8 protein-coding genes are annotated in these 13072 nt (G+C 65.3%); 2 read left to right on the forward strand and 6 right to left on the reverse strand.

Annotation, left to right across the window (positions count from 1 at the left end):
• Positions 1-216 precede the first annotated feature (216 nt).
• Entirely contained in the window at positions 217-1788 is a 1572-nt protein-coding gene (locus tag LZ199_RS22860) for an LVIVD repeat-containing protein (RefSeq protein WP_253995865.1), read from the forward strand.
• A 12-nt stretch (positions 1789-1800) separates the two neighbouring features.
• Here LZ199_RS22860 and LZ199_RS22865 read toward each other — a convergent pair whose 3' ends face one another.
• On the reverse strand, positions 1801-2382 hold the full coding sequence (locus LZ199_RS22865; RefSeq protein ID WP_253995866.1) for an imm11 family protein: 582 nt from the start codon (positions 2380-2382) through the stop codon (positions 1801-1803).
• Positions 2383-2385: 3 nt separating this feature from the next.
• The gene (locus LZ199_RS22870) at positions 2386-3513 is read right to left on the reverse strand and encodes a PAAR-like domain-containing protein (RefSeq protein ID WP_253995867.1); all 1128 of its coding nucleotides are present in this window, start codon (positions 3511-3513) and stop codon (positions 2386-2388) included.
• 241 nt (positions 3514-3754) lie between these two features.
• Here LZ199_RS22870 and LZ199_RS22875 point away from each other — a divergent pair, with 241 nt between their 5' ends.
• On the forward strand, positions 3755-7462 hold the full coding sequence (locus tag LZ199_RS22875; protein WP_253995868.1) for a tetratricopeptide repeat protein: 3708 nt from the start codon (positions 3755-3757) through the stop codon (positions 7460-7462).
• Positions 7463-7471: 9 nt separating this feature from the next.
• Here LZ199_RS22875 and LZ199_RS46475 read toward each other — a convergent pair whose 3' ends face one another.
• The 4 genes from LZ199_RS46475 to LZ199_RS22900 all read right to left on the reverse strand — a co-directional run bounded on the left by LZ199_RS46475 (position 7472) and on the right by LZ199_RS22900 (position 13030).
• Positions 7472-9499 (reverse strand): response regulator, encoded by a 2028-nt coding sequence (locus LZ199_RS46475; protein ID WP_267145153.1) that lies wholly within the window; start codon positions 9497-9499, stop codon positions 7472-7474.
• The gene (locus LZ199_RS22890; protein ID WP_253995869.1) at positions 9496-12051 is read right to left on the reverse strand and encodes a response regulator; all 2556 of its coding nucleotides are present in this window, start codon (positions 12049-12051) and stop codon (positions 9496-9498) included. Before LZ199_RS22890 ends, LZ199_RS46475 begins: the two co-directional genes overlap by 4 nt.
• Complete coding sequence (locus LZ199_RS22895) at positions 12048-12425, reverse strand: response regulator (protein ID WP_253995870.1); 378 nt, start codon at positions 12423-12425, stop codon at positions 12048-12050. Before LZ199_RS22895 ends, LZ199_RS22890 begins: the two co-directional genes overlap by 4 nt.
• A gap of 155 nt (positions 12426-12580) precedes the next feature.
• Positions 12581-13030, reverse strand: a complete 450-nt coding sequence (locus tag LZ199_RS22900; protein WP_253995871.1) for a helix-turn-helix domain-containing protein — start codon at positions 13028-13030, stop codon at positions 12581-12583.
• Positions 13031-13072 lie beyond the last annotated feature (42 nt).

Consider the following 13072-nt stretch of genomic DNA (forward strand, 5'->3'; position numbering starts at 1 on the left):
CTCCGGGGCCGCGGGCGAGCAGGCGGCCGCTCGACGAGGACGACCGGCCAGGTATGGCGCCCTTTGAGCAGGTGGGAACAATGGGCACATGCTCCGGTACGTGCGCCTTTGACCACTCGTGCGAAGGGTCGGCTTCCCGAAGAGGAAGCCGTGTTCCTACACTGAGAGGCGGGAGCACCAGGGCCGGTGTGCGGCTCCCCACCCAGGAGGTATGCGATGCAGCCCACGCGTCTCGCGTTGACGGTCCTGCTCGCCTGCGCCGCGTCCGGCTGCACCTCGTCGGAAGAAGCGCCGTGGGATGGACGGTATGCCCCGCTCGAGGAGCGGGGTGATTGGATGGACTCCGGCCCCCTCTCCGTCTGTCGCGTGCTGGATGATGCGGCCAAGGTCTGCGGCAGCCTGACGTCGTTCGACCTGTCCGGATGCAAACGCCGCTCGCTGGAGGCGCTGGAGCGCGAGGGGGTGTACCGCAGTGAACTGCGCTTCGACGCGCGCGGCACGCAGGAGGCCCGCGCGGCGCCCCTGGGCGGAGGCTTCAAGCTCAGCTCCGCGGGCATCCCCGAGCAGGTCCTCGGAGCGACCGCCGTGGCCGGGGTGTGGGACGCGCAGACGTTCCTCGTCTCCAGCCAGTCTCCAGACGGGCTGTTCACCTTCGTGGGCTGCAACGCGGTGGGCCCGCGCTCGCTGACGGGCTGCTTCTCGCGGTGTCGCGATGGAGCGCTGGTGGAGTCGGGGACGTTCCGCGCCGAGCGCGTGGCGCGCTTCAAGGGCGAGCACGAGGTCTCCGGCGGGCTGAAGCTGGTCTCCGAGCGCTGGGTGGACCTGGGCATGCCCGTGGACGTGCAGGTCATCGACGGCCACGCCTATGTCATCTCGCAGGACCGCGACGGACAGCGTGGAGGTCTCACCGTCTTCGACGTGAGAGCCCCCGAGGCCCCGGTGCGCGTGGCGCGGATGAGCCTGCCGGAGGACTCCGACTGGCGCGGCGCGACGTTCAAGGACGGGGTGCTGTACATCGCGAGCGCGAGCTCGGGTGTGGTGGTGCTCGATATCTCATTGCCCTCCGCGCCGGTGTTCGTGGGCAGGGTGCCGGACCAGCCCGTGAGCCTGGGAATGGTGAGCGTGGATGGGGACCGGCTCTACGCGGTGGCCACGGAGGCATCGGCGGGCACGCTGATGTTCGACATCTCCACGCCTTCGGAGCCGAAGTTGCTTCAGCGCATCGTCTCCGGGGCGCGCATCTCGGAGAACCCGTCGTCGCGAGGCCCCGTGAGCTACCAGGGCCGGCTCTATGTGAACCACCTGCGGGATGGATTGCAGGTCGTCGACGCGAGCTCCGGCGGAGGGGTCAAGATTCTGGGCCGGTACACGTACCCGTACGCGAACAGCCGCGCGAGCGCGGTGGGCACGTTCGGCGGGAGAATCGTGGCGTTCGAGAGCAGCCTGGGCGCGGGGGCGCGGCTGCGGGCGCTGGACGTCACTGAGCCGCGCGACATCGTGAAGATTGGGGAGTATGGGCTGCGGGGAGTCGTGTCACCGCGGGCGTTGGAGCTGCGGGGCTCGCGGCTGTATGTGACGTATCACCAGGAAGGGCTGCGTGTATTGGATGTGAGCAATCCCACGCAGCTGCGTGAAGTGGCGTACTTCAACAGCTTTCGCGAGACGGACCCGGGACGTGGGGATGCGCTGGAGGAAGGGGCCACGGGGCTTCAGGTGCCCGGGGATGGCCATGTGTATGTCGTGGATACGTCCCGGGGGTTGTTGGTGCTGACGGAGCCTCCGCTGTAGGCCGGGGCGCTCTCAGGGCTCGAATCCAGTGGCATCGTTCCACTGGTTCACTGGGACGAAGCGGAAGCCCTCGGGCTGAAGCGCCAGCACCTTCTCCACCATGGAGACGTGGAAGAGATACGTCGAGACGGACTCTGTGAGCACGAATACGCGGCGCAGTTCTTCTGGAACAGCCCGCAGCATCTGCTCGTCCAGCACCAGCTTGTCGAGGCTCACCATCACCAGCCCGCTGGGTGAGCGGCGGCAGAGGGAGCGCCGCGCATCGATGCAGGCCAGTTCGTTGAAAACGTGCATCAACCAGTACCTCCGCACGTCACCTGTGCTCACCCTGACATCCGCCGGCACGAACTGAACCCGGTGGAGAGATAGAGGCTCCAGTACGTTCCTGATACGCTCGGAGATGACAGGCTCGGGCAGGGTGTGGTGGTCCACCATAACGGGGTGACGAGGCACCGGCTGCCCCAAGCGCAGTCGAATGGGCTCGGTCACCGAGACCGCCTCGCCTCGATGGAAGGCACTGCCACTCTCGTCCCACTGAAGGAGGGGGTGACTGTCGTTCGCCGCCGCTTCGAGCACGAAGTACTCGGTCTGCATGGTTCATCCTCCCACACGAAGCACACCAAGCCCCAGGGACAGGCGACTGACGGCATGCACCAGGGAGTGCCGCCGTCCGTGTGGACACAGCCCCTGCCCTGGCTTCTGGCGGATGCTCTTGAGCCCGGCACAGCCCACACCGCCCGGCGCGTAGTCCAAGCCGTCACGGGTGAGCGTCCACCTGAAGCAGGCCACCTTCGCCAGAATCTCTTCGCTGATTCGGTCCAACTCGTCGAGCAGAGCCTCGGGCTTGGAGCAGAACGCCCCGCGCATCAGTGCGGCCTCGACGGCCTTCAACTGCTTCATGACGGCCCGCGGATAGGACAGCCGCACCTCGATGGCCAGGCCGTCCGCGTGGTTGCCTCGGTGAACAGGGACGAAGAGCTGACACGCCAATGCCAGCTTCATGGGCAGGAACACGCCATTCTGCTTCCGGTCTGGGTGGTAGCCGAACCGCGCGCAGTAGAGGGCCCAGTCCTCCTTGTCCAGTGCTTCCAGGCAGATGAGGTGATGGGCCGCCAGCGAGAAGGGCCCCGCGTACCAAGTGTGCGTCGCGAGAGCCTGCCCTTCCAGCATGTTGCGCCCCAGCACCGCTGAGCTGCCCTGGTTGCTGCCGACTCGGCCCTTCGTATCGAAGGGATGCTTCTCCTTGCCGCACCATGAGCATCGCTCGACTACCTGTGAGGCTGAGAGTTCGTTCACCTGCGTCGCGGTGGGAGCAGTGCCCTGGGGCTGGACGATGGCAAACGGTGGCACGTTCCGTTCGTTCAACGTGAAGAGGTCGAAGTTACGGACCACGGACCTACCTTCAATCTTCACGTCTGGCGAGAAGGTCACCGGATGCGCCCGCCCCTTCGTCGTGCCTGAGGAAACGCCGCCCAACGTCCCTGATTCGTTGCCCGTCGATGAGCCCAGGCAGGAGTTCGACAGGCACACAGCGGCGCCACCGATGCGGACTGTCCGGGAGCCCTCCTCCAAGTCCTCGCTCTTGGCGACGTTGGCATACGGAATAGGCACAGGGCCACTCGGGCTAGGCGTCAGGCACACGTCCGCGAACCCCACCACGGTGCCATCACTCTCCGAAGTCACCGGAGACATGCCGTTGATGAATGCCTCGTGCTTGCCGGGCATCGTGTTCCCCTGAGCTTCGCGCTCGTCCTTGGGAATTCAAAGGGCGGTGAGAATGAGCCCCTTCGATCACCTTGACGGAAACACGTGCGACGACATCCTGGGAGTTGCCCCGGAGGACAGTCTGGCCAGGAACCAACACCGCCCCACTCGCAAGCCACACTGAGCGAGTCATTTTGACCCGGATTGTTGGGTCCTGGCCATACCTTCTACACTGCCGGCCATGTCCACGAGCGGGGGCAGCGTGCGCAGCGTTGACGTAATCATCTTGACGGCAATTCCTCTGGAATACGACGCAGCTCGAAAAGTCGAGGCCGGCGCGGTCCAAGGCAGTCAGTGGGAAGAAGAGCGGAGACCCAACGGACTCCGAGTGTCGTTCCGCGCCTACGAAGGCAAGGCCAAGCGCCCCTTGCGCGTCGCTCTAGCACTCGCGGGTGGAATGGGGGCGGTCGAGGCTACGACCGCGCTGTTGCCCTTGGTCGAGGAGTACAGCCCTCGCTGCGTGGCCATGTGTGGCGTATGCGCAGGACATCCCAAGAAAACGAACCTTGGGGATGTCATCGCGCCTAATAGACTGTTCTTCCACGACACCGGGAAGCGCCACCCCACTGCCGTGCAGCAGGACCTCACAACCTACAACCTGCGTTACGACTGGGAGCAGGATCTCAAGTGTTTCGACTTCGTCGCTCGATTCAAGGACGAAACTTGGTGGCGGGCTCGACCCGTACCCTACGAGTGGCAGGAGAACTGGGCGCTCCTCAAACTCCATGAAGAGGTTGCTGAGCCCTGGAAGCATCCGGAATACCCTCGGCTCTGTCCCCAGTGGCGCCAGGTCATCGAGACCTTGAGGAAGTCAGGAGACATCCAGGCCAGCGGCTCGAAGCTTACCGAGCAGGGGCGCGCTCGAGTTGAGGACTTCTTGTTCCAGCATGCAGGCCTGTTTCCGGACCTCTCGCCTACGGGAGAGTTGTTTCCATTTCGTGTTCACACCGACCCAATGGGGAGCGGCAGTCAGGTCATCGAGGACGTGAACTATTGGGGTTCGGTGTCTTCGTATATGAGAAAGGCCCTAGGACTTGAAATGGAGGCAGCGGCCGTCGGGGCTCTTGCGCATTCGCAGCCGCATCGAAGACTCGATGCACTAGTGATGAAGAGCGTGATGGATTTCGCCAACGCTGGGCGTGATGACCACTTCAAGGAGTATGCCGCACGAGTATCAGCCGAGTGCTTGATGGCGTTCCTCCGCGAGCACGTCGATGTTGAGGTGGTGCCGGGAATTGATGATTTGCTGACGTCGGGAGCCGTTGAGCCTCCTCAATCCGACGACCTTCCATCCTCGCTCCTGAACGCGCGACATCAAGTCGTAGCCTTCCACGGACGCGAAGATGTCATCAGCGGACTTGACCAGTGGTGCAGCGAAACAACACCCGTATCGATACGACTTCTCCACTCCGAAGGAGGCGTTGGAAAGACGCGTCTCGCAATCGAGTGGGTCCGCCGCCGCAAAGAACAATGGTGGGTGGCGGGCTTCCTGACCAAGAACGTGCCCGCAGACTGGCTTGAACGGCTTTATTCACTAGGGCGTCCCCTCTTGATTGTAATTGACTACGCGGAGAGCCGACTGGGGCTTGAAACCTTCCTTGCGCGGCTCGCCCGCTACGCGAGACAGAATGGTGAAGCTCAGCTCCGTCACGTCAGGATCCTGCTCCTCGCCAGGAATGATGGCGACTGGTGGGCGTCCCTACGCAATCCGAACAACGAAATGGGCGCATGGCTCAGCAAAGCAGTAACTCAACATCTTATTCCACTCGCCTCTACCGAATCCCAACGCACCGAAGAGTATCACCGAGCGGCAGAGAAATTCTCGGCGCTTCTAGGGAAAACGTACTCACGCGCCCCGCCTATGCTTGACTTCGACGATCACCACTTCGAACGCACGCTCTATATCCACATGGCGGCGCTAGCCTCCGTAAAGAGCCTTGAGTTTCGCCCCAAGACCCTCATGGATGCGATCCTCGATCACGAGGAGCAGTGCTGGGAACAGCATGCAGAACGAACACGAGCTAGCCTCGTCAGGCAGCGGCACCTAGCGCGCCAGACCGTGGTGGCCGCAACGCTCCGAGGCGGCTTCGCAACACGCGGCGAAGCAGTTGTTATCGTCGAACGAATTCTGCGACGCAGACTTCATCCCGAAGAAGACGAGTTGCTTCAACAGTTGCAGTGGCTCTATCAGCACACAACGAACAACAACAGGCCATTTCTTCCAGCACTGGAGCCCGATCTGCTCGGCGAAGCCATGGTCATGCGGCTTGCATCACCAAGTCGCGAAACCAATGAGCGTGCACCTCCCGAGTGGGTTGTTCTGGTAATTTCACCAGACGATCCAGATGCCACAGTACGAACTGCCTTAGAACTCCTGAGTCGAGCATCTGCAGAGCATCCGACGGTCAGTCGTAGCTGGCTGGAGCAATTGCTTCCCGGCACACTTCTCTCACGCCGATCCGTTCTTGCGCTGGAGGCAGCTAAAGCCACCGGACAACAGACTGCATTTTCGGCAGTAGGAGACGTTCTGCTGGGACAACTAGTTGCCGCAGGCGGCATCAACGAAGCACGGCTTCTACACGAGGCCGGGATTCCAGAGCAGACAGTAATTCTTGCTGAGGTTGCTACGTGGGTCGAAAAGATTCGCCTCGAAGCACTTCCTATTGGAGTGGCCGACTCCGTATCCGAGCGCGCCGAGATTCTCAATAACTTAGGCACTCGGTATCTCGACGTGGGGCGCCAAAAGGATGCCTTGAAAGCATTGGAGGAAGCAACCTCTCACTACCGGTCATTGGCCCAGATCAACCCTAACTTCTTCCAACCCAGGCTTGCGGCAAGCCTCAATAACCAAGGGGCGGCGCTATATAGCCTCAATCAATACGACGCCGCCCTAAAATTGACACACGAGGCAGTGGACATCTATCGACAACTGGCAACACAGGACCCCGACAACTTCGAGCCCGACCTTGCCATGAGTCTCAATACACTAGGGACAATACTGAGCCACATGCACCAGACAAAGAGCGCGCTGAAGTCCATTGGCGAGGCAGTCACCATATACCTATCACTATCCACACGCCATCCCGGCACCTTCGAGCCCGACCTCGCAGGCTGTTTAAACAACCTAGGGAATGCATTGCGTGATTCGGGCTATCCTGAAAAGGCCTTAGACATCATGAACAAAGCAGTCACCATCAACCGGCACCTTGCCAAAAAACTCCCTGATGCATTCCAGCCCGACCTCGCCAGAAGCCTCAATAATCTAGGATCCCTTTATCGCGAAATGGGAAGGAGCCAAGAAGCCCTCAAGAACATCAACGAAGCAATCAGCATTCACCGCCCATTGGCTCTACACAATCCCGCATCCTTCCAACATGGCCTCGCAATGAGTCTTGCCAACCTAGGAAACATATTGAGCGATTTGACTCACCATGAGGCAGCACGGCAGGCCATAGGTGAATCAATCTCACTTTACCGAAACCTATCGTCGCGCAATCCTCAATCATTCCAGCCAGAGCTAGCGAGACAGCTTCATAACCTAGGAATAATACTGAAACACATTAAAAATCCCATAGATGCACTCAAAACCCTACAAGAAGCGACTGATATTCTCAGAACATTGGCCATCCACAACCATGCCCTTTTCATGCCAAACATCGCAGAGAATCTCTACCTTCAGGGGAAAATTCTTAGAGAAGAACGTAGAGAGGAAGAAGCGCTCTCGGCTTTCTCTGCGGCTGTCGAATGCATCTGGCCGTTGTTCTTTCGTGATCCTTCATCCTATGAGCAAAAGACCGGCGTCCTTCTGGCTTGTGTGGAGAGCCTCCACCAAGGTTTCCAACGCCCGCTTCCCTCTGAGTTTCAGGAGCGCATCGACACCTTCCTGCGTCTCATAAAAAAGGACGCCTGAGCCAGCGGCTCACACCTCGATGCGATTGCGCCCGTTCGCCTTCGCCCGATTCAACCGGGCATCCGCCGCGCGCAGCAGCTCCTCCAGCGTCGCCCCGTCCCCGGGCGTCTCCGCGATGCCGGCGCTCACTGTAATCCCGAAGGACTCGCCCCCGTCGCCGTCGAAGGTCATCTGCGCCACCTCCGCCATCGTCCGCGACAGAATCGCCTTCGCGCTCTCCTTCGTCTCCCCCAACAACCCCACCACGAACTCCTCCCCGCCCCACCGCCCTCGCACGTCCTCCCTCCGGAAGCGCGCCCCCAACAACCGCCCCAGCCGCGTCAGCACCCTGTCTCCCGCCAGGTGCCCGTACTTGTCATTCACCCGCTTGAAGTGGTCCACATCCAGGAAACACAACGCCAACGGCCGCTGCTGACGCTGCGCCTCCGACAGGCGCGCCCTCACGCCCTCGATGAACGGCCGCCTCAACAACAACCCCGTCAACGCGTCCCGCTCCGAGCGCTCTCGCGACAGCCGCGCCCGCTCCAGCCGCGCCTGCACCCGCGCCCGCAACTCCTCCTTCAACACCGGCTTGGAGATGTAGTCGTCCGCCCCCGCCTGGAACGCCGCCAGCCGGAACTCCAACCCCAGGTGCGCCGTTATCAACAACACCGGCAACTCCTGCCACGCCGGCGTCGACCTCAGAATCCGACACAAATCAAACCCGCTCGGCCCCGGCATCTGCACGTCCAACAACAACAAATCTGGCCGATGCTCCGCCAACGCCTCCATCAACTGGTGCGCATCCCCCAACCCCACCACCTCTATCTGCTCGCTCGCCAGCGAGTGCACCAACGCCGCGATCGCCTCCGGGTCGTCGTCCACCACCAACACCCGCGCCCGCTCCGGCCGCCGCGCCGCCACCATCCGCTCCGCCGCCGCCGCGAAGTCGGGCGCCGTGAAGGGCCTCGGCAGGAACAACGATGCCCCCGCATGCGCCGCCGCCACCCGGTCCTCCAACCCTCCCTCCCCCTCCATGAACCCCAACGGCAACGAGCCCAGCCCCTCCACTGACCTCAGCTGGTGCGCCGCCTGGATGCCCCCCAGCTCCCCACCCAGATGCATGTGGATGAGCACCCCATCCACCCACTGCCTGCTCGCCACCGCCACCGCTTCGCTCGCCGTCCGCGCCGGCAACACCCGCACCACGTGCGCCCGCCCCAGCCGCTCCGCCTCCGCCAACACCCCCGCGTCCTCGTCCACCACCAGCAACACCCCCTCCGTCGGCAACATCGCCGCGGGGGCCTCCTTGCGCACGGGCTTCACCGGCACCGACGCCGCACGGGCCAGCTCCCGGAACGTCGCGTCCACCTGCCCCCAGTCCATCCGCGCCGCGTCCTTCGCCGACCGCAGCACGTCCTCCAGCCGCCCCGCCGACAGGCTCACCTCCGTGAACCCATAGCTGCCCGCCGTCCCATGCAGCTTGTGGACGATGATGGTCGCCTCCTCCAGCGCCTCCCGCCTCCCCGCTCGCGCGTCACCCAGCAGCGTCTCCAGCCCGCCCACCTTGTCCTTCAGCCGCGCGCCGTACTCCTGATTCAACGCGACCAGGCTCGCCGCCAGCTCGTCGCGCACCAGGTCCACGTCCGCCAGCGCCCGAAGCCCCGGCGCCGGAGGCGGCAACGCCTGGGTGAAGACCTGGCTCACCCAGAGGTACAGCTCCTCCGGCCGGTAGGGCTTGTGGATGATGCGCGCCACCCGCAACTGCCGCGTGAGCAATTCGTGGCTCTTCAAGTCCTTCCAGAACGCCGAGGCGAACAACACCGGCAGCTCCGGCTGCGTCTTGCGCAGCTCGCGGATGAAGTCCGCCCCCGTCACCCCCGGCAACAACCCGTCCACAATCGCCGCGTCCACCGGCACCTTCGCGAGCAACGTGCGCGCCTCCGCCGCCGTGCGCGCCGACTCCACCCGGAAGCCCTTCTCCCGCAGGAACGCACAGACCAGCGTCTGCAGGTCCTTGTCGTCCTCCAGGAACAGGAGCGTCTTCGCCTCGTTCATGAAACAGCCCTCTTCCCCGAGTCAGCGTCCTTGCGGGACAACAGCTCATGCAGCAGCTCGCGCACGGAGGCCACCAGCTCCTCCTCCGACGAGCGCGCCTTGCTCAAGTGCCGTGTAATCCCCAGCGTCAACTGCCGCTGGTCCGCTCGCGACAAGTCTCTTCCGGTGAACACGATGAGCGGCGTGGCCCGCCCCCGCCCCTGCCGCAAGATGTCCACCACCTCGAACCCATCCAGCCCGGGCAGCCCCACGTCCAGGACAATCAGGTCCGGCGGCGTCTCGCGCGCCAGCTCCACCGCGCTCTCCCCATCCGCCGCCTCGAACACCTGCACCGTCCCCAGCCGCTCCAGCCGCGCGCAAATCACCCGCCGCGTGGCCACGTCGTCGTCCACCACCAACACCCGCGCCTGCCCCGGCCGCCGCATCGCGTGGCGCAGCGCGCTGAGCAGCCGCGTCTCCTCCAGCGGCTGCGACATCCAGTCCACCCACAAGGGCGTGCCCACGCCCTCGCCCTCCGCCGAGCGCCCCGACACCGCCAGCACCGGCAGCTCGTGCGTGCGCGGCTGCTCACGCAGGCTCCGCACCCAGTCCAGCGCCTGCCCGTCCGGCATCTGCGTGTCCAGCACCACCGCATCCGGAGGCGTCTCCTCCAGCACCTTCGCCGCCTCGGCCAGGCTCGCGGCCCGCACCACCCGGTAACCCTCTTGCGACAGCAACCCACGCAGCAACGCGGAAAGCTCCGCGTCCGCTGTCGCCACCAGCACGTTGTAGCGGGTGGAGTCCTTCACCGCCCCGCCCACCGCCGCATGCGAGCCCGACACCGCGCGCGCCGCGTCCAACGTGAAGGTGAACGTGGAGCCCTTCTCCAGCGCGCTCTCCACCTCGATGCCGCCGCCGTGCTGGTTCACGATGGCCTGGGAGATGGCCAGCCCCAGCCCCGTGCCGCCCTTGGAGCGCGTGTCCGAGCCGTCGAGCTGCTGGAAGCGCGCGAACAGCCGCCCCCGCTGCTCCTCGGGGATGCCCGGCCCCTGGTCCACCACGCTGAAGCGCACCCGACCCGGCGCCTCCGGCCTCACGCGCACCACCACCTCGGCGCCAGCGGGCGAGAACTTCACCGCGTTGGACACCAGGTTCGTCAGCACCTGGATGAGTCTGTCCCTGTCTCCCTTCACCCGAGGCGCGTCCTCCACCACCGCGCGCAGCGACACCCCCGCCACGTCCGCCACGCCGCGCAGGCCGTTGAACGTGGCCTCCACCAGCTCCAGCCCCTCCAGCGGCGCCAGCTTCAGCTCCAGCTTCCCCGCCTCCATCTTCTCCAAATCGAGGATGTCGTTGATGAGGCGGATGAGGCGCTCCGTGTTGGAGCGGGCGATGCGCACCATGTCCAGCGCCTGCTCCGGCAGCTCCCCGACGATGCCGCCCTCCAACAACCCCAGCGAGCCCCGGATGGACGTCAGCGGCGTGCGCAGCTCGTGGCTCACCGTGGAGACGAACTCGTTCTTCATCCGCTCCACCTCCTTGCGCTCGGTGATGTCGCGCACGAAGGCGGTGAAGCGCGCCGGGCCCTCTCCCGGCACCCGCGCCAGCGTCAGCTCCGCGGGGAACATGCTCCCGTCCGCGCGCAGGCACGGCGACTCCAGCCGCGTCGCCTGGCCCGACGTCTCACGCAGCGCCGCCGCCACCTCCTCGCGCTTGCCAGCGGGCAAGGATGCGGGCAACGCCAGCGCCAGGAAGTCCCGGCCCACCGCCTCCAACGCCTTCAGCCGGAAGACGTGCTCCGCCGTGGGGTTCAGCTCCAACAGCCGCCCCGCCTCGTCCACCAGCAGGATGCCGTCCGGCGCCGCCTCCAGGATGGCCGCCTTGCGCGCCTCCGTCGTGCGCTGCTCCTGCCCGGCCAGCAAGAGCGCCTGGCCCCGCTCCTCCACCCGCTTCTCCAGGACTTCGTTGAGCGTGGCCAACTCACCGGACGCGCGCGACAGGCGCACCAGCACCACCACCACGTACGCCCCCAGCACCAGCGACACCGCGAAGAACACGACGCGCGAGCGCTCGTTGCTCAGCTGCGCCCGCTCGTGCAACTGGAGGAACGTGGTGACCAGCCGCTCCGCCTGCGCGCTGGCCGAGCGCTCCAGCAACGCCTGCACCGCCACGTCCGCCTCGCGCCGCTCGCCCCGGGCCGCGGCCTCTCGCGAGCGCACGAGCAGCGCGCGGTTGTCCTCCAGCGCGCGCAGGTAGGCCTCCAGCGAGGAGGCCATCACCCCGCGCTCCTCCTGGGAGAGGAAGGACGGCACGTCGCGCAGCGTCAGGGCGCGGGCCTTCAGCGCCTCGAAGGCGGGCAGCTCCGACCCATGCAGCTCCGGCAGCCCCAGCCGCGCGCGCAGCACGTCCTGCTCCAGCTCCGCGCTGGCCAGGCGCAGCTGCTGCAGCCGCGTGCGGTAGCCGTCGCTCTCGGCCATCCCCCACGGACGGCCCACCACGAACAGGCCACACAGCACCAGCAGCGCCCCCACCGCCAGCGCCACCGAGCGCTTGGACAGGCGGGAGCCCGTCATTCCGGCACCAGCTTGAGAATCTCCTTGGGCAGCGTCATCGGGTCGAACGGCTTGCCGATGACTCCCACCGCGCCCAGCTCCAGGTAGCGGGCGACCTCCTGCTTCTGCACCTTCGCCGTCATGAAGATGATGGGCGTGCGCGCCGTCGCGTCCTGCGCGCGCAGCCGGTTGAACGTGGTGGGCCCGTCCATGCCCGGCATCATCACGTCCAGCAGGATGAGGTCCGGCTGCTCCTCCGCGGCCTTCGTCAGCGCCTCGTTGCCCGACGCGGCCAGCACCGTCACCCAGCCTCCCACCCGGCTCAGGCTCAGCTTGCCGATGGCCCGGATGTCCTCTTCGTCGTCCACCAGCATCACCTTGCGCAGTGTCGTCATGGGCGGACCTCCTGGATGTGGCGCACCAATGGTGCGTGGTATCTCACGTGCGGGGTGCACGGGCACTGGACGTCCGTCCAAGGCCCTGGCGGGCTGAGGCCCTGGCCGGGATTCAACACCGGCCTCCACCGCATTCCCAGCCCCCGGGAAGACGCCTAGCCGGTGGCCTTCGCCTTGCGGCGGCGCACCCCGCGCACGGGCTTCTTCGCTGGCGGCGCCACGGGCGGCATCACCGAGACGACGGCGTTCACCACGCGCGACACGGCGCGAAGCTGGGACGGCTCCAGCTCCCGCAGCTTGCGCGTCATCCGCCGCAGCTCCACCGGGTCTTCCCGCTCCGGCTTGCGCGAGGACACGGGGGTGAGGGACGCACCCCCGCGCCCCACGCCCAGCAGCGTATCCGAGGACACCTGGAGCGCGTCACACAGCCGCTTCAGCGTTTGAGCACGGGGCAACATCTTCCCGCGCTCCAGCCGGCTGTAGACCTCCATGGCCATGCCGACCTTGTCCGCCACATCGCCCTGGGTGAGGCCCAATCGCAGGCGGGCGACTCGGGCCGCCCCTCCCAGGATGGCCGCGAGCTTGTGGTCGACGGGCTCACGCATGATGGCCGGAAGCGTCGCACGGCCGCACCCTCGCGCAAGTTC

It is taken from the genome of Myxococcus qinghaiensis (genome assembly GCF_024198215.1).
GTDB classification, from domain to species: Bacteria; Myxococcota; Myxococcia; order Myxococcales; family Myxococcaceae; genus Myxococcus; species Myxococcus qinghaiensis.

What these genes read in the sequence shown, in the direction of transcription:
- LZ199_RS22860 (WP_253995865.1), top strand. Translation starts at nt 217, where the DNA reads ATGCAGCCCACGCGTCTCGCGTTGACGGTCCTGCTCGCCTGCGCCGCG.
- LZ199_RS22865 (WP_253995866.1), bottom strand. Translation starts at nt 2,382, where the DNA reads ATGCAGACCGAGTACTTCGTGCTCGAAGCGGCGGCGAACGACAGTCAC.
- LZ199_RS22870 (WP_253995867.1), bottom strand. Translation starts at nt 3,513, where the DNA reads ATGCCCGGCAAGCACGAGGCATTCATCAACGGCATGTCTCCGGTGACT.
- LZ199_RS46475 (WP_267145153.1), bottom strand. Translation starts at nt 9,499, where the DNA reads ATGAACGAGGCGAAGACGCTCCTGTTCCTGGAGGACGACAAGGACCTG.
- LZ199_RS22890 (WP_253995869.1), bottom strand. Translation starts at nt 12,051, where the DNA reads ATGACGGGCTCCCGCCTGTCCAAGCGCTCGGTGGCGCTGGCGGTGGGG.
- LZ199_RS22895 (WP_253995870.1), bottom strand. Translation starts at nt 12,425, where the DNA reads ATGACGACACTGCGCAAGGTGATGCTGGTGGACGACGAAGAGGACATC.
- LZ199_RS22900 (WP_253995871.1), bottom strand. Translation starts at nt 13,030, where the DNA reads ATGCGTGAGCCCGTCGACCACAAGCTCGCGGCCATCCTGGGAGGGGCG.